18 protein-coding genes are annotated in these 20,321 nt (G+C 67.6%); 10 read left to right on the top strand and 8 right to left on the bottom strand.

The genetic code is table 11. The features are described 5' to 3' along the window. Nucleotides 1-98: 98 nt before the first annotated feature. From G6N28_RS15400 to G6N28_RS15415, 4 genes are all read left to right on the top strand, one after another. Nucleotides 99-587, top strand: a complete 489-nt coding sequence (locus tag G6N28_RS15400) for a CAP domain-containing protein (protein ID WP_235674583.1) — start codon at nt 99-101, stop codon at nt 585-587. 143 nt (nt 588-730) lie between these two features. Beyond that, nucleotides 731-1,756 (top strand): AurF N-oxygenase family protein, encoded by a 1,026-nt coding sequence (locus tag G6N28_RS15405; protein WP_163901651.1) that lies wholly within the window; start codon nt 731-733, stop codon nt 1,754-1,756. A gap of 23 nt (nt 1,757-1,779) precedes the next feature. Further along, a complete protein-coding gene (locus G6N28_RS15410) occupies nt 1,780-3,462 on the top strand; it encodes a 4Fe-4S binding protein (protein ID WP_163901653.1) in 1,683 nt (560 codons plus the stop codon). A 103-nt stretch (nt 3,463-3,565) separates the two neighbouring features. Next, entirely contained in the window at nt 3,566-6,268 is a 2,703-nt protein-coding gene (locus tag G6N28_RS15415; RefSeq protein ID WP_163901655.1) for a family 1 glycosylhydrolase, read from the top strand. Here G6N28_RS15415 and G6N28_RS15420 read toward each other — a convergent pair. From G6N28_RS15420 to G6N28_RS15435, 4 genes are all read right to left on the bottom strand, one after another. After that, on the bottom strand, nt 6,252-6,707 hold the full coding sequence (locus G6N28_RS15420; protein ID WP_163901657.1) for a VOC family protein: 456 nt from the start codon (nt 6,705-6,707) through the stop codon (nt 6,252-6,254). The genes G6N28_RS15415 and G6N28_RS15420 overlap by 17 nt on opposite strands. Before the next feature lie 106 nt (nt 6,708-6,813). Beyond that, nucleotides 6,814-7,629, bottom strand: coding sequence for a glycoside hydrolase family 16 protein (locus tag G6N28_RS15425; RefSeq protein WP_163906288.1), 816 nt, complete (start codon nt 7,627-7,629; stop codon nt 6,814-6,816). A 73-nt stretch (nt 7,630-7,702) separates the two neighbouring features. Beyond that, entirely contained in the window at nt 7,703-8,311 is a 609-nt protein-coding gene (locus tag G6N28_RS15430) for a maleylpyruvate isomerase N-terminal domain-containing protein (protein ID WP_163901659.1), read from the bottom strand. After that, nucleotides 8,308-9,438, bottom strand: coding sequence for a citrate synthase 2 (locus tag G6N28_RS15435; RefSeq protein WP_163901661.1), 1,131 nt, complete (start codon nt 9,436-9,438; stop codon nt 8,308-8,310). Before G6N28_RS15435 ends, G6N28_RS15430 begins: the two co-directional genes overlap by 4 nt. Before the next feature lie 116 nt (nt 9,439-9,554). On the opposite strand from G6N28_RS15435, the gene pdxH reads away from it, so the two are divergent. From pdxH to G6N28_RS15455, 4 genes are all read left to right on the top strand, one after another. Then, a complete protein-coding gene (gene pdxH, locus G6N28_RS15440; protein ID WP_276001256.1) occupies nt 9,555-10,205 on the top strand; it encodes a pyridoxamine 5'-phosphate oxidase in 651 nt (216 codons plus the stop codon). A 103-nt stretch (nt 10,206-10,308) separates the two neighbouring features. Next, the gene (locus G6N28_RS15445; RefSeq protein WP_179962089.1) at nt 10,309-10,968 is read left to right on the top strand and encodes a TetR family transcriptional regulator; all 660 of its coding nucleotides are present in this window, start codon (nt 10,309-10,311) and stop codon (nt 10,966-10,968) included. 99 nt (nt 10,969-11,067) lie between these two features. Then, nucleotides 11,068-12,375: a citrate synthase gene (locus tag G6N28_RS15450; RefSeq protein WP_163901676.1), complete on the top strand. Its 1,308-nt coding sequence runs from the start codon at nt 11,068-11,070 to the stop codon at nt 12,373-12,375. Nucleotides 12,376-12,481: 106 nt separating this feature from the next. Beyond that, nucleotides 12,482-13,870 carry an MFS transporter gene (locus tag G6N28_RS15455; protein WP_179962204.1) on the top strand — a complete coding sequence of 463 codons (1,389 nt, stop codon included), beginning with the start codon at nt 12,482-12,484 and terminating at the stop codon, nt 13,868-13,870. A gap of 41 nt (nt 13,871-13,911) precedes the next feature. On the opposite strand, the gene G6N28_RS15460 is transcribed toward G6N28_RS15455, so the two are convergent. Together G6N28_RS15460 and G6N28_RS15465 are read right to left on the bottom strand one after the other, a co-directional pair. Beyond that, on the bottom strand, nt 13,912-15,453 hold the full coding sequence (locus G6N28_RS15460) for a phytoene desaturase family protein (RefSeq protein ID WP_163901678.1): 1,542 nt from the start codon (nt 15,451-15,453) through the stop codon (nt 13,912-13,914). A gap of 3 nt (nt 15,454-15,456) precedes the next feature. Continuing rightward, the gene (locus tag G6N28_RS15465; RefSeq protein ID WP_163901680.1) at nt 15,457-15,705 is read right to left on the bottom strand and encodes a DUF2630 family protein; all 249 of its coding nucleotides are present in this window, start codon (nt 15,703-15,705) and stop codon (nt 15,457-15,459) included. On the opposite strand from G6N28_RS15465, the gene G6N28_RS15470 reads away from it, so the two are divergent. After that, a complete protein-coding gene (locus tag G6N28_RS15470) occupies nt 15,686-16,111 on the top strand; it encodes an FKBP-type peptidyl-prolyl cis-trans isomerase (RefSeq protein ID WP_407664965.1) in 426 nt (141 codons plus the stop codon). The genes G6N28_RS15465 and G6N28_RS15470 overlap by 20 nt on opposite strands. 77 nt (nt 16,112-16,188) lie before the next feature. Here G6N28_RS15470 and G6N28_RS15475 read toward each other — a convergent pair whose 3' ends face one another. After that, the gene (locus G6N28_RS15475) at nt 16,189-17,535 is read right to left on the bottom strand and encodes a HAMP domain-containing sensor histidine kinase (RefSeq protein WP_163901684.1); all 1,347 of its coding nucleotides are present in this window, start codon (nt 17,533-17,535) and stop codon (nt 16,189-16,191) included. Further along, the gene (prrA, locus tag G6N28_RS15480) at nt 17,535-18,236 is read right to left on the bottom strand and encodes a two-component system response regulator PrrA (protein ID WP_046749998.1); all 702 of its coding nucleotides are present in this window, start codon (nt 18,234-18,236) and stop codon (nt 17,535-17,537) included. Before prrA ends, G6N28_RS15475 begins: the two co-directional genes overlap by 1 nt. A gap of 139 nt (nt 18,237-18,375) precedes the next feature. Here prrA and G6N28_RS15485 point away from each other — a divergent pair, with 139 nt between their 5' ends. Further along, a complete protein-coding gene (locus G6N28_RS15485; RefSeq protein WP_163901686.1) occupies nt 18,376-20,268 on the top strand; it encodes an ABC transporter ATP-binding protein in 1,893 nt (630 codons plus the stop codon). Nucleotides 20,269-20,321 lie beyond the last annotated feature (53 nt).

Raw genomic sequence — 20,321 nt, forward strand, 5'->3', positions numbered from 1 at the left:
GAAAATGTAGCCAAACCGTTATGCATCGGTGTCCGATCGGTCATACTTGGACGCGGGTCGGGGGACCACAATTTCAAGCCCGTTCTGGGGGGCACCTGATGACGCGGAAGATTTTCGGTTCCCCGCCGACCTGTGTGGCGGCCGCGATGCTTTGTGTCGCGACGCTCGCCGTGGGATCGCCGGCTCAGGCCAGCGGCGACGAGGGCGACGCGGTGCTGGACCTGATCAACGCCACCCGGGCCGCCAACGGCTGCGGCCCGCTCGCGCTAAACCCGCAGCTGACGGCCGCCGCCGCGCGGCACGCTCTCGACGTTCTGCACAACGGCGCCGAAGGCCATGTCGGCACGGACGGGTCGTCGATCTCGCAGCGGGTGCGCGACGCCGGCTACGCCACGAACGGCTCGGTCGGCGAGGTCGTCTTCTGGGGTACCGGCGCGGCGCGTAACCCGGCCGCCGCGGTGCAGTGGTGGATGAACAGCCCGGGCCATCGCGCGATCATCACCGACTGCGGCTTCACCGAGGCCGGGTTCTCGGCGGTGAGCAACGGCCGCAAGATGTCGGCGGCAGGCGATTTCGGTAAGCGGTAGACACGCTTTCCTTGTGACCCACGTCACGTTGTGGCGGTGCCTGCTGGCCGGGTCACTTCGCGCGAGCGGGCCTATCAAATATGCGATACCTGCGGTACTGTGTACATCTGCCCGGTTGATGTAAACCGCACAGGAGGCTTCGTATGGCCCGGACACGGATCGTCAGGCGTTGGCGTCGCAACATGGAGATCGGCGACAGCCCCGAAGACAAGGCGTACGCCGAGTTGCTCAACACGCTCTCCGAGGGGTCGGTGCGACGCAACTTCAACCCGTACACCGACATCGACTGGGATTCCCCGGAGTTCGAGGTCATCGACAACGACCCGCGCTGGATCCTGCCGGCCACCGACCCGTTCGGGCGCCATCCCTGGTATCGGTCACAGCCGATCGAGCGGCAGATCGAGATCGGGATGTGGCGGCAGGCCAACGTCGCCAAGGTGGGGCTGCACTTCGAGTCGATCCTGATCCGTGGGCTGATGGAGTACGCGTTCTGGACGCCCAACGGATCGCCGGAATACCGGTACTGCCTGCACGAGGCGGTCGAAGAGTGCAACCACACCATGATGTTTCAGGAGATGGTGAACCGCATCGGCGCCGACGTGCCCGGTATGCCGCGGCTGCTCAAGTGGGTTCAGCCGGTGATCCCGTTGGTCGCCGGGCCGCTGCCGATCCCGTTCTGGTTCGGCATCCTCGCCGGGGAAGAACCGATCGACCACACGCAGAAGAATGTGCTGCGGGAGGGCCGCAAGCTGCACCCGATCATGGAACGGGTGATGGCGATCCACGTCGCCGAGGAGGCCCGCCACATCTCGTTCGCCCACGAGTACCTGCGCAAGCGGGTCCCGCACCTGCCGCGCCGCAAGCGGTTCTGGTTGTCGCTGTATGTTCCGCTGGTCATGCGGATCCTGTGCTCGGCGATCATCGTTCCGCCGCGGGCGTTCTGGAAGGAGTTCGACATTCCGCGCTCGGTGCGTAAGGAAGTGTTCTTCCGCTCGCCGGAGTCGCGCCAGATGCTGCGCGACATGTTCGGTGACGTTCGGATGCTGTGCCACGACACCGGGTTGATGAACCCGGTCGCGAAGCTGATGTGGCGGATCTGCAAGATCGACGGCCCGCCAAGCCGCTACCGCAGCGAGCCGGCCCGCCAGCACGTCGTCGCCGCCGCGTAACCCCAAGGACGCGGGAGACTTTCGTGCCCCATGTGATCACCCAGTCGTGTTGTGGCGACGGGTCGTGTGTCTTCGCCTGCCCGGTGAACTGCATCCACCCGACACCGGACGAACCCGGCTTCGCCACCGCCGAGATGCTCTACATCGATCCGGCGGCGTGCGTCGACTGCGGCGCATGTGTGTCGGCCTGCCCGGTCGGAGCGATCGTGCCGCACACCCGATTGACACCCGAGCAGCTGCCGTTCGTCGCGCTCAACGCCGCGTTCTATCCCGAGCGCGAGGGCAAGGTACCCCCGACGTCCAAGCTGGCGCCCGTGCCGGACGCGCCGAGGATCGATCCGCGGCCCGGTGGGCCGCTGACGGTCGCGATCGTCGGTTCCGGGCCCGCGGCGATGTATGCCGCCGACGAGCTGCTCAGCCAGCGCGGTGTGCGGGTCAACGTCTTCGAGCGGCTGCCCGCCCCGTACGGCCTGGTGCGCGCGGGCGTGGCGCCCGATCACCAGAGCACCAAACGGGTGACGCGGTTGTTCGACAAGATCGCCGACCGCCGCGGGTTCACCTTCTACCTCAACGTCGAGGTGGGATCGGACCTCACCCACGCCGAGTTGCTGGCTCACCACCACGCGGTGCTCTACGCTGTCGGCGCACCGAACGACCGCCGCCTCGACATCCACGGGATGGGATTGCCCGGCACCGGCACCGCCACCGAGATCGTCGCGTGGTACAACGGGCATCCCGAATTCGCCGGGTTGCCAGTCGATCTCGGACACGAGCGGGTGGTCCTCATCGGCAACGGCAACGTCGCGCTCGACGTCGCCCGAATCCTCACCACGGACCCCGAAAGGCTTGCGCGTACCGACATCGCCGATCACGCGCTGGCCGCGCTGCGCGACTCGAAGGTCGCCGAGGTGGTGGTCGCCGCCCGGCGCGGTCCCGCGGATTCGGCGTTCACGCTGCCGGAGTTGATCGGGCTGTCGGCGACCTGCGATGTGGTGCTCGACGCCGCGGACCACGAACGTGTCGCCAAGGATCTGGCCGCGGCGACCGATTCGTTGACGCGCAACAAGTTGGAGGTCTTGAGCCGGCTCGGTGACGCCGCCGCCGCGGCCACCCGGCCGCGGATTCGGTTGGCCTACCAGTTGACGCCGCGACGGGTGCTCGGCGAGCGGCGCTCTGAAGGTGTCGAGTTCACCGTGACGGGCAGCGACGACGTCCGCCGGCTCGACGCCGGGTTGGTGCTGACCTCAATCGGCTACCGCGGCAGGCCGATTCGCGATCTCCCGTTCGATGATGCCAAGGGTGTGGTGCCCAACGACGGCGGCCGGGTGCTCGACCCGTCGACGGGTGCGCCGGTGCGCGGCAGCTACGTGGCCGGCTGGATCAAACGCGGGCCGACCGGGTTCATCGGCACCAACAAGTCCTGCGCCGCCGAGACCGTGCACCACCTGGTCGCCGACTACAACGACGGCCTGTTGCCCGATCCCGCCCGGGCCAAACCCGCCGCGCTGGACCGGCTGGTCCGAAGCCGACGGCCCGACGTGGTGGACGCGGCGGGGTGGAAGGCGATCGACGCCGCGGAGATCGCGCGCGGTGGCGAGCAGCGTCCGCGCCGGAAGTTCACCGACGCCGCCGACATGGTCGCGGTCGCGGCCGACGCGCCGCCACCGCCGTTGCGCGAGCGCGTGCTGGCCGGTTTGCGGCGCTGACACGGCGCTTATTTGGCGCTTATCTGGCGCCGAAAGTTCGGTTCGTGACGGAATTCCGCCGATTCTCGTCATAAACCGTACGTTCGGCGGTATAGCAAACAGCATGAACGCTTCGGCATACGTCGGTCGGGTCGGAAGTCTGGCAGTGGCGCTGGGGGTCGGTCTCGCGGTGGCCACCGGGTACGGCTCGGGAACCGCGTGGGCCGATCCGTCCGAGCCGGGCGCGTCGAGCGCAGAGTCGGCGGCGTCGGAAGTGTCGAATGCCGGCAATGCGGAAGCGGCGGAACCGGCCGCGACGGAGGACGTCGACGCAGACGCCGAGCCGGAGGCCGAAGACGAGCCTGAGCCGGACCCCGAGGACGCATTCGAGCCGGAGCTCGATGACGAGCCCGAACCCGAGTCGGGCATCGACGACGAGGTCGAAGCTGAGCCCGAGCCGGAGAGCGACGTCGAGCCCGCGATCGAGCAATCCGACGGCAGCGACGGGACGGTCCCCGAAGAGCCCGACGAAGCGCACCCGGCCGCGATGAACAACACCGGCCGGCTCGACGTCGACGACGACATCGCCGACGAGGTGTCGGTCGATGAGCCCGCCGACGTCTCGATGCCCGCCACCGCCGAAGTGTCGATCACGTCGTCTGCCGCCCCGACCGAGTCGCCGAGCGCAGCGACGACCAACCCGCTGAACGCACCCGCGTTTCCCTCGCTTCGGCTGTGGCCCACCGCGTTCGACCCGGCCACCGCCATCACCTATGTGACGGGCATCGCGGTCAGCCTCGTCAACGCCGTGCTGGCGCCGTTCACCGCCGGCCTGCCCGCACCGCCCAGCGGCCCGCCGACCGTGTGGACGCTGCTGGCGTGGGTGCGGCGCGAACTCTTCAACACCACGCCCAATATCTCGGCCGAACTGCCGCCCTACACACAGAGTCTCGTCGACGGCGAGGTGATCATCACCGGCAACGTCGGCATCACCGATCCCGACGGCGACCCGATGACCTTCACCGTCGTCGGCAGGCCGCTCAACGGCGGTGTGGTCGACGTCGACGCCGAGGGCAACTTCACCTACCGGCCGATGAACGCGATGGCCGCGGTCGGCGGCTGGGACTCGTTCACGGTGGTGGCCGACGATCAGGCGGCGGGCCTGCACGTCCACGGTCTCGGCGGGCTGTTGCAGTTCGTGCCGATCGTGGGCAACCTGGTGTACCCCGGTGGCGGGCACCGCGCGACCCGAACCATCACCGTCAACGTCACCCGCGTCGAGGGAGTCGATCTGTCCTTCCCTGACGAATTCCATTGGGGCGTCGCACATTCGGGGTTCCAGGCTGAAGGAGGGCCCGGGGTTCCGATGGACGTGAACTCCGACTGGTACCGGTGGACGCACGACCCGTTCAACCAGCTGTTGGGGTTGACCAGAGGGGTGCCGGAAGACGGGCCGGGTGCCTACCTCAAGTACGACGACGACGCCGAGCTGGCTCGCGAAGAGCTCGGCATGAACACTTTCCGGATGGGTATCGAGTGGAGCCGCATTTTCCCGAATTCCACTGCATCGGTGGATATTTCGGATGAAGGTGGCACGATCAGCCTGGCCGATCTGGAGGCGCTCGACGCGCTGGCCAACCAGGACGAGGTCGAGCATTACCGCAACGTGCTGGCGTCACTGCGCGCGCACGACCTCGAGCCCATGGTCACCGTCACCCACTTCACCATGCCGGTGTGGGTGCACGACCCGGCCACGACGCGGCTACTGGTCCAGTTCGGGTTGCCCGCGCACTCGGCCGGCTGGCTGTCGCCGTCCACCCCCGTCGAGTTCGAGAAGTACGCGGCCTATCTGGCTTGGAAGTACGGCGATCAGGTCGACCACTGGGTGACGCTGAACGAACCGTTCCCGCCGATCCTCACCCAGTACCTGTCGCCGCCGATCCCCGGCAGCCCGATCCCGTACTGGCCACCGGGGATCGTGCGGCCCGACCTGGCCGCCACCTTCCTGGTCAACCAGGCCACGGGGCACGTGGCGGCCTACGACGCGATCCACAGTTGGGACACCACCTCGGCGACCGATGGGCAGCCCGCGGCGTTCGTCGGGTTCAGCAACAACATGATTCCCGCGCGCCCGGCCAACCCGAACAACCCGCTCGACGTGCAGGCCGCCGACGCGTGGAACCAGTACTACAACCACTGGTTCCCCAACGCCGTGATCGACGGGTGGGTGGACGCCAACTTCGACGGCATCAAGACACCTGACGAAATCCACCCCGGGTTCATGGACAAGGTCGACTTCCTGGGCGTGCAGTACTACGGCTCCTCACCGATGCAGGGCTTCGGGCTGGCGCCGATCCCGGGAATCCCGTTCCTGCAAGGCATTCCCGTCCAGTGCTCGCCGAGCTCGCCCTCGTGCAGCGACTTCAACCAGCCCACCGACCCGGGTGGGTTCCGCGAGGTGCTCGAGGTCGCGGCGTCCTACGGCAAGCCGCTCTGGATCACCGAGAACGGCATCGCCGACGCGGGTGACTCGAAACGACCGCCGTATCTGACCAACCACATCGCGGTCGTGCAGGACCTCGTCGCGCACGGCACGGACATCCGCGGCTACACGTACTGGTCGTTCGTCGACAACCTCGAGTGGGCGCACGGCTACGACCTGCACTTCGGGCTCTACGGATCCGATCCGACCACGCCCGAGCTCGAACGCACGCCGAAACCCGACAGCATCGCGGCCATCAGCGCCATCACCGGCACCAACGCGCTGCCGATCGGGCTGCTGGAGATGTACGTGCCCGGCGGGGCCGCGGCTACTGCATCTGCTTGACCGCTTGGTCGATCTCCTCCTGGCTGACTTCGCGCACCGGCTGACCCAGCGACCACATGTGACCGAACGGGTCGCGCACCTCGCCGTACCGGTCGCCCCAGAACATGTCGTCGAGCGGCATGACGACGGTGGCGCCGGCGTCGACGGCCTGCTGGAACTTGGCGTCCACATCCGTGACGGTGAGGTGGATGGTGACCGGCGAGCCGCCCAACGCCTCCGGCGTCACCGACTTGCCGTCGTTCATGTCGGGGAAGTCGTCGTTGAGCATGACCATCGTCCCGTTGATCCGCAGCGCGGCGTGGAACAACCGCTTGCCGTCGGGCGCGGGCACCCGGCCCAGTTCCTCGGCGTCGAACGCCTTGACGTAGAAATCGATCGCCGCCGCGCCGTCGCTGACTGTGAGCATCGGGGATACGGCGGGCTGAACTTCAATTGCCATGGGCACTCCTAGGTGTGTGATTTCGTGCGGGCGACGATGTGCAGACCCGCCGCGCCGGCGGATCTCATCGCGCCCCGGCCCATGCAATCACCGGGCACCGACAAATTCAGCCGGCGAAGACGCGCACCCAGTCCACGAGCATCTCGGCGGGGTAGTTGCCACCTGCGGGGTCACCGCCGCCGGAGCCGGCGACCGCGAGGTTGAGCACCGGGAACATCGAGTACCCCGGATGATTGAACGGCCAGTGTTCGATCGAGTAGGCGGGCACCTCGAAGTACGGCTCTTTGCCCGGGGCGTAGTCCTGCCAGAAGTACATCCCCGCGTCGGTCCAGCTCATCCGCCAGGTGTGCCAATTGCTGTCCACCGGATAGGGCTGGGTGGCGAACGAGGTGCCGTCCAGCAGCGCGTGCACCGTGGACCCCGAGGGCCAGTCCTGGTTGCCGTACCACTCGACCAGGTCGACCTCCCCGCCGACCGCCGGATGGTCGTTCATCAGCCACCACGCCGGCCAACAGCCGTTGGTCAGGCAGTTGAACTTGATGCGGGCTTCCCAGGTGGTGTTGATCGGTCCCCACCACCGGCCCTGGACCTTGCCCGACACGTACTTGCCGTCGTCGTTGCGCGTCGCGCGGATGACGAGGTTGGAGTTGCCGTCGAGAAAGACGTGCTCGCGGCTGTCGCGGTACTGCCCCATGTTCTCCGGCCGGTCCCAGAACACCGGGTTCTTGATCGTTTCGCGGGCCTTGGCGATCGACCACTTCGACGGGTCGGGGGCTGAACCCGCAGGTCCATCGAACTCGTCGACGAACAGGAACGCCCCGGTCTGGCCGGCCGGCGCCGGTTGCGCGTGGACTCTGGGCAGGGGCACAGCCGTCGCCAACAGGCCGAATCCGGTCATCAGCATCATCTTGCGGCGGTCAATCTGCGGCATCCGACCACCTTAGAAGCCCGGGCAGGGGTTTTGCGGAATTTCGCCGCGCCCAAGTGTCGCCGGGTCACACCACCGAGAACGACGGCGGCAGGCCCGCGCGGCCCGTCAGCGCCAGCAGCACCGCCTCACCGTGCCCGGTCGCGACGGCCACCTGCGTCGCCAACTCCGCCGCCTCGGTGAGCACCTCGGGCGGCAGCACCAGCGGAATGTCAACGGCGCGAGCGATATCCAACCCGTGCACGGCCAGCTCGAATACCCGGGTCGGCAGATAGGTGTACAGCCGGATGCCCAATCCGCCGATCACCTCGATCAGCGGGTCGTCGACGGTCTGCAGGTCGCGCAGGGCCTGTGTCATCAACGCGTCGACCGCACCGGCCGGGTCGTCCCCGAGGGCCCTGCCGGCCTGCCGTCCCCGTTCGGCGACCGCGGCCGGGTCGATGCCCAGCGCCGACGCGCTGACCCGCACGTAGTACTCCGCGGCGGTGGTGACGTCCTCGGATTTCGCGGTGGTCTTCAGGTAGCTGCTGACGGTGCTCAGCGAACGCGAGGCGTGTCCGACGAGCGCGCGGACATCCCAGTCGCCCAGGCCCAGCGTGTCCCATGCGTCGGGCGGGATCTCCCGGACCAGATCCACGAAACACCTTGCCGCCGAGGCGAAGACCGCTGTCCTCACGGCGTCACGACTTGGTCCCACCCCTCCACCGACTCCGGGGACCGCGGTGGGGGCCCGACGTAGATCGCCGACGGCCGCACCAGCTTGCCGAGCCGCTTCTGCTCGAGGATGTGCGCACACCAGCCCGCGGTGCGTCCGCAGGTGAACATGGCGGGCATCATCTTGGTCGGCACCTGCGCGAAGTCCAGGATCACCGCCGCCCAGAACTCGACGTTGGTCTCGATGGCCCGGTCGGGTCGGCGCTCCCGCAGCTCGGCCAGCGCGGCCTGCTCCAGCGCGGCGGCCACCTCGTAGCGCGGCGCCTCCAGCCGTTTGGCGGTGGCCCGCAGCACCCGCGCCCGCGGATCCTCGGCCCGGTACACGCGGTGACCGAAGCCCATCAGCTTCTCGTTGCGGTCCAGGATGCCTTTGACCACCGCCCGCGCGTCACCGGTCTTCTCGGCTTCCTCGATCATCGGGATCACCCGCGCCGGCGCACCGCCGTGCAGCGGACCGCTCATCGCACCGATCGCCCCGGACAGCGCGGCGGCCACATCCGCGCCGGTCGACGCGATCACCCGCGCAGTAAACGTCGACGCGTTCATCCCGTGCTCGGCGGCCGACACCCAGTAGGCGTCAATGGCCTCGACGTGTCTGGGGTCGGGCTCACCCTGCCAACGGGTCATGAAACGCGCTGTCACCGTGGCGCATTCGTCGATCGTGCGCTGCGGAACGGCGGGCTGGTAGATGCCGCGCGCCGACTGCGCGACGTAGGACAGCGCCATCACCGACGCGCGGGCCAGTTGGTCGCGCGCGGTCGCGTCGTCGATGTCCAACAGCGGGGAATACCCCCAGATCGGGGCGAGCATCGCCAGCCCGGCCTGCACGTCCACGCGCACGTCGCCGCTGTGGATCGGCAACGGAAACGGCTCTGCGGGCGGCAGACCCGAACCGAACTTGCCGTCGACCAGCAGCCCCCACACGTCGCCGAACGTCACCCGGTGGCCCACCAGATCCTCGATGTCCACCCCGCGGTACCGCAGCGCACCACCGTCTTTGTCCGGCTCGGCGATCTCGGTGGTGAAGGCCACGACGCCTTCGAGTCCAGGTACGAAGTCCTCGGGCACCAGAGGGGACTGGCTAGTCATGGGGCGATTCTCGCACTCGCGTCGCCCCCGTCGTCTACCGGTTCAGCGCACCTCGGCGAACCCGCGCGGCGTAGCGTGATCGCGTGACACAGCAGGACGACGAGCACTTGGCGAGGATGCGGGTGGAGTACGGCTCAGTGGAGAAAGACGGCAGCCCGGACCTGGACAGCGACTGGCTCGGTGCCGATCCGACGACCGGATGGGTCGAACTGCTGCGCAACTGGTTGGCCGACGCCGAACGCGCAGGCGTTGCGGAACCCAACGCCATGGTCCTCGGCACGGTCGACGGCGACGGCAGGCCGGTGACCCGGGCGGTGCTGTGCAAGAGCATCGACGAGACCGGCATCACGTTCTTCACCAACTACGACTCGGCCAAGGGCGAACACTTGGCCGCCACCCCGTATGCGTCGGCCACCTTTCCGTGGTTTCTGCTCGGCCGCCAGGTCCACATCCGCGGCCCGGTGCGCAAGGTCTCGACCGAGCAGACGATCGCCTACTGGGCCCTGCGGCCCCGGGGCTCACAGCTGGGTGCATGGGCGTCACAGCAGTCCAGGCCGATCGCCTCGCGTGCGGAGTTGCTGGAACAGATGGCCGAGATCACAGCGCGGTTTACTGACCAGGCCGAGATTCCGGTCCCGCCGAACTGGGGCGGATACCTGATCGCTCCCGAGGTGGTGGAGTTCTGGCAAGGGCGTGAAGACCGGTTGCATAACCGGATTCGGGTCATCTTGGGTGCCCAGGCACGCGTCGAGCGGCTGCAGCCCTGACACCGCCGCCGCTATCAGATGGCCGACACTGCCAAACGGTTTCCGGGGTCGAACTTCGGGCGGCGCCAACTTTCTAAGGGCGCTCATATCTTTGCCGGATAGCATGCCTTTCGTGGCTGATGGGACGGGGGAACCGCGGCTCGGCCTGCGTGAGCGCAAGAAGCAACGGACCCGCGCGATGTTGTTGGACGCCGCCATCGAGCTGTGCCGGCGGCAGGGCTTCGAGCGAACAACCGTCGATCAGATCGCTGCGATCGCCGATGTCTCACCGCGCACCTTCAGCCGATACTTCGCCACCAAGGACGCCATCGCGTTCGCGTTGATCGACGAGGCGATCGACGTCGCCGCTGTCGAACTGGCCGGCCAGCCCACGACCATCAGCCACCTCGAGGCCCTGCACAGGGCATACGTGGGGATGTACAAGAACGCCGCGAGCGCCGGGCCGGGTGGATTGTCCGCGGACCGGCTGCTCTGCAGCGTGCGGATCATCATGACGTCGCCGGCCCTGCGCCAGGCCGCGCTGGAGTACCGCCCCCATGCCGTCAACGTCGAACTGGCCAAACGCATGGGCGTGGACACCGAGGACCGCACCCTGCGGTTGCTGTCCTCGGTATGGGGAGCGATCGTCATGACCGCGCTGGCCGACCTCGCCGACGAGCAACTCGACTGGGAGCAGCTCGGCATCGACGACATCGTCGTCCGCCTCGAAGACACGTTCGCCGAGTTCACCGGCCTGATGTCTGAGGTTGTGGAACTCGTGTGAGTGTTGCCGCCCCCGCCCGGGCAGGACAGCTCGGATGGGACTACCTTTTGTAGGACATACTGTCTGTCGTTCATGCCCCGCAGCGAAGAAGGGATCCCCGTGGCCGATAACCCAAGTAGTGGAGGCCAGAAAGCCGCCCTCTCCTACCCCGGCGGCGAGATTGACCTCGACATCGTTTCTGCAACCGAGGGGGCGGACGGCGTCGCACTGGGCTCGCTGCTGGCGAAGACGGGCTACACCACCTACGACGAGGGCTTCGTCAACACCGCGTCCACCAAGAGCTCCATCACCTACATCGACGGCGAGGCCGGGATCCTGCGGTACCGCGGCTACCCGATCGAGCAACTCGCGGAGAAGTCGAACTTCATCGAGGTTAGCTACCTGCTGATCTACGGCGAGTTGCCGACACCCGAGCAGCTCGACAAATTCACCGGCCACATCCAGCGGCACACCCTGCTGCACGAGGACCTCAAACGGTTCTTCGACGGCTTCCCGCGCAACGCACACCCGATGCCGGTGGTCTCCAGCGCGGTCAACGCGCTCAGCGCCTACTACCAGGATTCGTTGGATCCGTTCGACGACGAGCAGGTCCAGCTGTCCACCATCCGGCTGCTGGCCAAGCTGCCGACCATCGCGGCCTACGCCTACAAGAAGTCGGTCGGCCAGCCGTTCCTGTATCCGGACAACTCGATGAGCTTGGTCGAGAACTTCCTGCGGATGACGTTCGGCCTGCCCGCCGAGCCCTACGAGGTCGATCCGGAACTGGTGCGGGCCCTGGACATGTTGTTCATCCTGCACGCCGATCATGAGCAGAACTGCTCGACGTCGACGGTGCGGCTGGTGGGCTCCTCGCAGGCCAACCTGTTCACCTCGATCTCCGGCGGTATCAACGCGCTGTGGGGCCCGCTGCACGGCGGCGCCAACCAGGCCGTGCTCGAGATGCTGGAGAAGATCCGTCTTGCCGACGGCGACGTGCACGACTTCGTCAAGAAGGTCAAGAACCGAGAGGACGGTGTGAAGCTGATGGGCTTCGGGCACCGGGTCTACAAGAACTACGACCCGCGGGCACGCATCGTCAAGGAGCAGGCCGACAAGATCCTCGGCAAGATCGGCGGCGACGACGAACTGCTGCACATCGCCAAGTCGCTGGAGGAGGTCGCGCTCACCGACGACTTCTTCATCGAGCGGAAGCTCTATCCGAACGTCGACTTCTACACCGGCGTGATCTACCGGGCGATGGGCTTCCCGACGCGGATGTTCACCGTGCTGTTCGCGCTGGGCCGGCTGCCGGGCTGGATCGCGCACTGGCGCGAGATGCACGACGAGGGCAGCGGCAAGATCGGCCGTCCGCGCCAGATCTACACCGGCTACACCGAACGCGACTACGTCGGCCTCGACAACCGCTGACATCCCTTCGCGAGCAGACACTTAGCCCCCCTTTTCCGGGCGTTTCAGGGGGTTTACGCGTCTGCTGGACGACATCGTGACCGCACGGCGCAAGGCCATCATCTTGATGTCCTGCTGCCTGAGCCTGTTGATCGTGTCGATGGACGCGACGATCGTCAACGTCGCGATCCCCAGCATCCGCGCTGACCTCAACGCGTCGGCGGCGCAGTTGCAGTGGATCATCGACATCTACACCTTGGTGCTGGCGTCGCTGCTGTTGCTCTCCGGTGCCGCCGCGGACCGCTTCGGCCGCAAGCGCACCTTCCAGCTCGGCTTGACGGTGTTCGCGCTGGCATCGCTGCTGTGCAGCGTCGCGCCGAACATCGAGACGTTGATCGCCGCTCGGCTGTTGCAGGCCATCGGCGGTTCGATGCTGAACCCGGTGGCGATGTCGATCATCACGCAGGTGTTCACCGGCCGCGTGGAGCGGGCCCGCGCGATCGGAATCTGGGGCGGTGTGGTCGGCATCTCGATGGCGCTGGGTCCGATCGTCGGTGGTGCGCTGATCGAATACGTCGGCTGGCGTTCGGTGTTCTGGATCAACCTGCCGATCTGCGCGGTGGCCATCGTGTTGACGGCAATCTTTGTGCCCGAGTCGAAGTCGATGATGATGCGCGACGTCGACCCGGTCGGTCAAGGCTTGGGCATGGCCTTCCTGTTCGGCATCGTCTACGTGCTCATCGAAGGGCCGGTGATGGGGTGGACCGACGGCCGCACCATCGCGGTACTGGCCGCGGCGACGCTGGCGTTCATCGGCTTTCTGATGTGGGAGGGCCGCCGCCGCGACCCGTTCATCGACCTGCGGTTCTTCCGCAGCGTCCCGTTCACATCGGCCACCGTGATCGCGGTGTGCTCCTTCGCCGCGTGGGGGGCGTTCCTGTTCATGATGTCGCTGTACCTGCAGGGCGAGCGCGGTTTCTCCGCCCTGCACACGGGGTTGATCTACCTGCCGATCGCCATTGGCGCGTTGGTGTTTTCACCGCTGTCCGGCCGGCTGGTGGGGCGATTCGGGAGCCGACCGTCGCTGCTTGTCTCGGGCGCGCTGATCACGCTGTCGGTGCTGATGCTGACCCGGCTCAGCGCGACCACCCCGGTGTGGCACATGCTGGTCGTCTTCGCCGTGTTCGGTATCGGCTTCGCGATGGTCAACGCGCCGATCACCAACGCCGCGGTCAGCGGGATGCCGACCGACCGGGCAGGCGCGGCGTCGGCGATCGCGTCGACCAGCCGGCAAGTCGGGGTGAGTGTCGGTGTGGCCCTGTGCGGTTCGGTCGCGGGGCCCGCACTGGCGGGTGTGGGCGCGGACTTCGCCATGGCGGCCCGCCCGTTGTGGTACATCTGCACGGCCTTCGGGTTAGTCATCGTGGCACTGGGCCTGTATTCGACGTCCGAACGGGCGTTGTGTTCGGCCGAGCGGCTCGCCCCGCTGATCGCCGAACCCGATGCCGCGAAATAGCATTCCGGGCCGTTGATCACCGGATTTCGCAGCCCTGGCTGCTATTTGGGCGGGAGTTCGAGCACCGCCATCGCGGCGTTGTGTCCGCCGATGCCCGACACCGCACCGCCCCGACGGGCCCCCGACCCGCACAACAGGATCCGTTCGTGCGCTGTCGCCACACCCCAACGTCGCGCCGGGCTGTCCAGAGGTTCGTCGTCCTCGGCGAACGGCCAGGACAATGCACCGTGGAAGATGTTGCCAGCGGTCATTCCCAGTGACCGCTCCAAGTCGGCCGTCGTCTTGGTCTCGATGCACAGCCGACCCGCCGAATCCTCCATCAGCACATCCTGAATAGGTTCGGCCAAAACGGAATTCAACGAGTTCAGGGCGGCAGAGGTCAGCGCGTCGCGCATCCGGTCGGGCCCACCGGAGGCGATCAGGCTGTGCGGGGTGTGCAGCCCAAACACCGTCATCGTCTGCGCACCCGAAGCGCGCAGCTCGTCGGACAGGATCGTCGGGTCGGTCAGCGAATGGCAATAGATCTCGCACGGCAGCGGATCGGGAACCAGCCCGTGGCTGGCGCGCAGGTACGCCGAATCCAGTTGGCGCAGAGTCTCGTTGATGTGGAACGTCCCGCCGAACGCCTGCTCGGCAGAGACGGCGTCGTCCCGCAGCCGGGGCAGCCTGTGCAACATCAGGTTGACCTTGACCTGAGATCCCGGCGTCATGTCCGGCTCGGGCTCGCCGAGCAGCCGTGCCAGTACCGCCGGTGTCACGTTGGCCAACACCACATCGGCATGGGCCACATGCTCGTCGCCGTTGCGCCGGTAGCGCACCTGCCCGTCGGGGTCTATCGTGTAAACATCTGCGCCGCAGATGATTTCCGCACCGTGACCCGCTGCGGCAGCAGCTAACGCGCCGCTGACGGCGCCCATCCCGCCGACGGGCACATCCCAGTCGCCGGTGCCGCCGCCCAGCAGGTGATAAAGGAAGCAGATGTTCTGGATCAACGACGGATCGTCGGTGCGGGCGAACGTGCCGATCAGCGCGTCGGTGGCGATGACCCCGCGCACCAGATCGTGAGAGACCGCCCCGCTGATCGCATGCCCGATCGGCTCGTCGACCATCATCTGCCAGGCACCCTCGTCGCCGACGAGCGTGCGGGCCTGTCCGCGCGTCATCATCGGCTGCAACAGCGTCGGCCACAACCGTGACGTGACGGCGCCGCAGCGGCGGTAGAACTCCGCGAACCCCGCCTCGTCGGCCGCCGCGTCGACCGCGTCGAACGTCGACGCCGGCCCGACCAGCAGGCCCGTCCGCCCGCCGGTCGCCGGGTCGGGCGTGTAGGACAAATAGCGGCGACGCACCAGACGCACCCGCGCGGAAAGGTCCTCGATGATGCGGCGGGGCAGCAGGCTGACCAGATACGAGTAGCGCGACAACCGGGCGTCGACGCCGTCGAAGGCATGCGCGGATACCGCCGCGCCGCCAACGTGGTCGAGCCGCTCCAACACCTGTACTCGCCGCCCGGCCCGTGCCAGATACGCCGCGGCCACCAGGCCGTTGTGCCCGCCCCCGACGACGACGGCATCGTATGTCACAGCTCAGCCGAGGTAGCCCTCGACCTCGTCCGGAGGCCGGACCTGGGCTTCGCGAGGATCGCCGCCGGCGTCGCGCAGCGCGCGTCGTTGCCGCAGCAGATCCCAGCACTGGTCGAGCGCGATCTCCACGGCGCGCAGCCGCCGGTGCTCCTCGGACTCGTCGATCTCGCGGTGCTGAAGCTTGCTGCGCAGCTCTTGCTCCTCGGCGACCAGCTTGTTGACCTGAGCGAGAATGTCTTGGTCCGTCGTCACTCGTCCAGTCTGCCCGACTAGCTTGGACGCGGTGAGTGCAACTTCAGGGCAGAAGCCCGAGATCGAGTTTCCCGACGGACCACCGCCCGCCGACCTGGTCGTCACCGACCTGGTCGTCGGCGACGGCGCGGAGGCGGTGCCCGGCGGCACCGTCGAAGTGCATTACGTCGGCGTCGAGTTCGACACCGGCGAAGAGTTCGACAGCTCGTGGAACCGCGGCGAGTCGATCGAGTTTCCGTTGCGCGGACTGATCCAGGGCTGGCAGGACGGCATCCCCGGCATGCGGGTCGGCGGCCGCCGCCAACTCGTCATCCCGCCTGAGCAGGCCTACGGTCCCGCCGGCGGTGGGCACCGGCTGTCGGGCAAGACGCTGATCTTCGTCATCGACCTGCTGGCCACCCGCTAGGTCCCCGCCGAACGTTCCTTACCGCTCGAATATCCGTCGAAATTTCGAGCGGTAAGGAACGTTCGCGCAAAAGTGATTCAGTCCCGCACGCCGGGCAGCTTCAACAGCAACCGAGCCCCACCGAGCGGGCTCTCGGTCAATGTCGCTGTACCACCGTGCAATTCGGCCTGCTGGGCGACGAGCGCCAGGCCGAGCCCCGAGCCGGAGTGCGACGCCGTAGACCCGCGGGAGAATCGGTCGAACACGACGTCGCGCTCTTCCTCCGGAACGCCGACCCCGTCGTCGTCGATGGCGATCTCCACACCCTCGCGCGAGCTGACCGCCGAAAGCTGTACCCGTGTCGCGCCGCCGTGCTTGACCGCGTTGGCGATCGCGTTGTCCACCGCGAGCCGCAGCCCGGCGGGCAGCCCGACGATGATCACCGTCGGCGCCGGCACCAGCGACACGTCGAGGTCGGGATACACCCGCATCGCGTCGTGGGCGGCGCGGTCGAGCAGTTCGGTGATGTCGACAGGCACGTGGTCATCCGACGTCGACAGCTCGCCCTGCGCCAGCCGCTCCAGGGCGCTGAGCGTGGCCTCGATACGCGACTGGGTGCGGATGACGTCGTTGACGACCTCCTTGCGTTGCTCCTCGGGCAGATCCAGCGTGGCGAGCACCTCGAGGTTGGTGCGCATCGCGGTCAACGGGGTGCGGAGTTCGTGCGCGGACACCGACGCGAAATCCCGCGCCGACGCCAGCGCCGCCTTCGTTCGGTCCTGCTCGTTCCAGATGCGTTGCAGCATGCCCTTCATGGCGTCGGCGATCTCGACGGCCTCGGTGGCGCCCCGGACGTCGATGTCCGGGTCGGCGTCTCCGGCGTCGATGGCCCGGGTCTGCTGGGCCAGCCGTTTGAACGGCCGCACCGCGAACGCGGCCAGCACCCACCCGCCGAGCGTCGCCGCGCCGATCGCCAGCGTGCAGATGATGATCACCCGCCGATGCAGGTTGTTGATGTCGGCGATGGTCGCGTCGTAGGTGGCGCCGACGGCCACTGACATGGGGCCGGGGTAGTAGGGGATGTCGACCGTGCGCACCCGGTAGCGCACCCCGTCGACGTAGGTGTCGGCGTAGCCGGAGTCCAGCGGCGGCAGCACGACGTTGGAGTTGGACGCCACCTGGTCGCCGCGGCGCACGGTGATCACGACATCCTGGTTGTTCGGCGACTTGGGGATCTCCTCGAGGCCCTGCGGCAGCAGCGGAATCACGAACCCGGCGGCCTCATCCAGGCGGCGGTCCAGCCGTTCGTTCCACGCATCGGTGATGCCGAACCACACCACGGTTCCGGCGATGACGACGACGATCGCGCCGGCGATCGCACTGGTCAATGCCACGCGCTGGCGCAGTGACGGGGTCCGCCGGAAGATCCGGGACAGCAGGTCCATCACTGTGTCCGCAGCACAAACCCCACGCCGCGCACGGTGTGCAGAAGCCGAGGTGCGCCGCCGGCCTCGAGCTTGCGGCGCAGGTAGCCGATGAACACGTCGACGACGTTGGTGTCAGCGGCGAAGTCATAGCCCCACACCAGCTCGAGCAGCTGTGCCCGCGACAGCACCGCGGTCTTGTGCTCGGCCAGCACGGCCAGCAGGTCGAATTCACGCTTGGTCAGGTCGACGTCGACACCGTTGACGCGCGCCCTGCGGCCGGGGATGTCGACCTCCAGCGGGCCGACCTGGATGGTCTCGGAGGAGAACGTCGCCGTTGACCCGCGCCGGCGCAGCAGCGCCTTGACCCGCGCGACCAGCTCGGCCAGCACGAACGGTTTGACCAGGTAGTCGTCCGCCCCGGCCTCCAGCCCGGCGACCCGGTCGTCGACCGAACTGCGCGCCGACAGCACGCAGACCGGGACGTCGTTGTCCATCGCGCGCAACGCGGTGACGACGCTGACGCCGTCCAGCACCGGCATGTTGATGTCGAGCACGATCGCGTCCGGTCTGGTCTCCGTCGCGCTGCGCAGCGCTTCCGCGCCGTCGACGGCGGTCGCCACGTCGAACCCGGACAGCCGCAGGCCACGCTCGAGCGAGGCCAGCACGTCGGGGTCGTCGTCGACGACGAGCACCCGGGGCGATGCAGCAGCACTTTCCATATCCACAATCTTGCCTGAAATGGCGGGCGAACCGCGGGAAGCTGCGCATTCGGCCCTGCTGATCTGCTCAGATGCGGCCCGCCACGCCGCCCGCCGGAACATTTGACCTCATCTTTTGTTGAGGTTCTACGGTGAATTCATGACTATCGAGACGGTCGCCCGGCAAACGCTGTACCGGCAGACGCACGCTCGCGGTGGCGACCTGCGCTCGCTGGCCAACCGGGCGCTGCTGCGCCGGATCTGGCGGTTCGCGCAGCGCCATCACCGCAAACTGTGGGTGTTCGTCGCCGCCAGCGTGGTGAGCGCGCTGCTCACCGTGGCGACACCGCTGCTGGCCGGCAAGGTGGTCGACGCGATCGTCGCCGGGGCCGCGCCGCGCGTCGTGGTGCTTCTGGCGGCCGTGATCGCGCTGGTCGCTGTCGCCGAGGCGGCGGTGACGTTGGGGACGCGCTGGTTGTCGTCGAACATCGGCGAAGGACTGATCTTCGACCTGCGCACCGCGGTGTTCGACCACGTGCAGAAGATGCCGATCGCGTTTTTCACCCGCACCCGCACCGGCGCACTGGTCAGCCGGTTGGGCAACGACGTGATCGGTGCGCAGCGGGCGTTCTCCGACACCCTTTCGGGCATCGTGTCCAACGTCGTGACGTTGACGTTGACGCTGGCGGTGATGCTGTCGATCTCGTGGCAGGTCACGTTGCTGTCGCTGCTGTTGATGCCGCTCTTCACGGTGCCCGCGCGACGCATCGGCGCCAAGATGGCGGATTTGTCGCGTGAGAAGACAATTCACAACGCGACGATGAACACCCAAATGACAGAACGGTTTTCCGCACCGGGCGCCACGTTGGTGAAGCTGTTCGGCAGCCCGGCGACCGAATCGTACGAGTTCGGTGTCCGTGCCGGGCGGGTGCGCGACATCGGGGTGAAAACCACGATGCTGCAGTCGGTGTTCATGAACTCGCTGACCCTGATGTCGGCGTTGGCGTTGGCGCTGGTGTACGGGCTCGGCGGGTGGCTGGCTATCGGTGGGCATCTGCAGGCGGGCGCGATCGTCGCGCTGGCGCTGCTGTTGACACGGCTGTACGCGCCGTTGACGGCGCTGGCCAACGCGCACGTCGAAATCGCCAGTGCGCTGGTGTCTTTCGAGCGGGTCTTCGAGGTGCTCGATGTCGTTCCGCTGATTCAGGAGCGGCGCGACGCCGTCGACGTGCCCGACGGCCCGGTCACCGTGGAGTTCCGTGACGTGCGGTTCTCCTACCCATCGGCCGACAAGGTGTCGCTGGCCTCGCTGGAGGAGGTCGCGGTGCTGGACACCCGCGGCGGAGACGAAGTGCTGCACGGTGTTTCGTTCACCGCGCACCCTGGACAGGTGGTGGCTTTGGTCGGCTCCTCGGGTGCGGGCAAGTCGACGATGGCGTCGCTGATCGCGCGCCTTTACGACGTCGACTCCGGTGCGATCACGCTGAACGGCGTCGATGTGCGCGACGTGAGGTTCGCGTCGCTGCAGGACACCGTCGGCGTGGTCACCCAGGACGGGCACCTGTTCCACGAGTCCATCCGGTCGAATCTGCGGCTCGCCGCAGCCGACGCCACCGACGTCCAGCTGTGGGACGCGCTCGAACGCGCCCGGCTGGCCGACGTCGTCGCCGCCATGCCCGATGGGCTCGACACCGTGGTGGGCGAGCGCGGTTACCGGCTCTCCGGCGGGCAGCGGCAACGGCTCACCATCGCGCGCCTGCTGCTGGGCTCGCCGCGGGTGGTGGTGCTCGACGAGGCCACCGCATCGCTGGACTCGTCGTCGGAGGCGGCCGTCCAGCAAGCACTCGACGCGGCGCTGGCCGGGCGCACATCGATCGTGATCGCCCATCGGCTGTCCACGGTGCGCGCGGCCGATGTGATCCTGGTCGTCGAGGACGGCCGCATCGTCGAGCAGGGCAGCCACGACCAGCTGCTGGCGCGGGGTGGACGCTACGCCGAGCTGTACGAGACCCAGTTCGGCGAGCAGGCCGCGCGGGAGTGGCCCGCTGCATGACCCCACCGTGTTGCGCCGAGATCGACGTTCGGCACGTTTCTACTCGACTTTTC

The organism is Mycolicibacterium pulveris, assembly GCF_010725725.1.
In the GTDB taxonomy this organism is placed as follows: Bacteria; Actinomycetota; Actinomycetes; order Mycobacteriales; family Mycobacteriaceae; genus Mycobacterium; species Mycobacterium pulveris.

Coding starts and splice junctions, on each gene's coding strand:
- G6N28_RS15445 (WP_179962089.1), top strand. CDS start 10,309: ATGCCTTTCGTGGCTGATGGGACGGGGGAACCGCGGCTCGGCCTGCGT.
- G6N28_RS15415 (WP_163901655.1), top strand. CDS start 3,566: ATGAACGCTTCGGCATACGTCGGTCGGGTCGGAAGTCTGGCAGTGGCG.
- prrA (WP_046749998.1), bottom strand. CDS start 18,236: ATGGAAAGTGCTGCTGCATCGCCCCGGGTGCTCGTCGTCGACGACGAC.
- G6N28_RS15435 (WP_163901661.1), bottom strand. CDS start 9,438: ATGACTAGCCAGTCCCCTCTGGTGCCCGAGGACTTCGTACCTGGACTC.
- G6N28_RS15455 (WP_179962204.1), top strand. CDS start 12,482: ATGTCCTGCTGCCTGAGCCTGTTGATCGTGTCGATGGACGCGACGATC.
- G6N28_RS15475 (WP_163901684.1), bottom strand. CDS start 17,535: ATGGACCTGCTGTCCCGGATCTTCCGGCGGACCCCGTCACTGCGCCAG.
- G6N28_RS15400 (WP_235674583.1), top strand. CDS start 99: ATGACGCGGAAGATTTTCGGTTCCCCGCCGACCTGTGTGGCGGCCGCG.
- G6N28_RS15405 (WP_163901651.1), top strand. CDS start 731: ATGGCCCGGACACGGATCGTCAGGCGTTGGCGTCGCAACATGGAGATC.
- pdxH (WP_276001256.1), top strand. CDS start 9,555: ATGCGGGTGGAGTACGGCTCAGTGGAGAAAGACGGCAGCCCGGACCTG.
- G6N28_RS15420 (WP_163901657.1), bottom strand. CDS start 6,707: ATGGCAATTGAAGTTCAGCCCGCCGTATCCCCGATGCTCACAGTCAGC.
- G6N28_RS15470 (WP_407664965.1), top strand. CDS start 15,686: ATGTCTTGGTCCGTCGTCACTCGTCCAGTCTGCCCGACTAGCTTGGAC.
- G6N28_RS15485 (WP_163901686.1), top strand. CDS start 18,376: ATGACTATCGAGACGGTCGCCCGGCAAACGCTGTACCGGCAGACGCAC.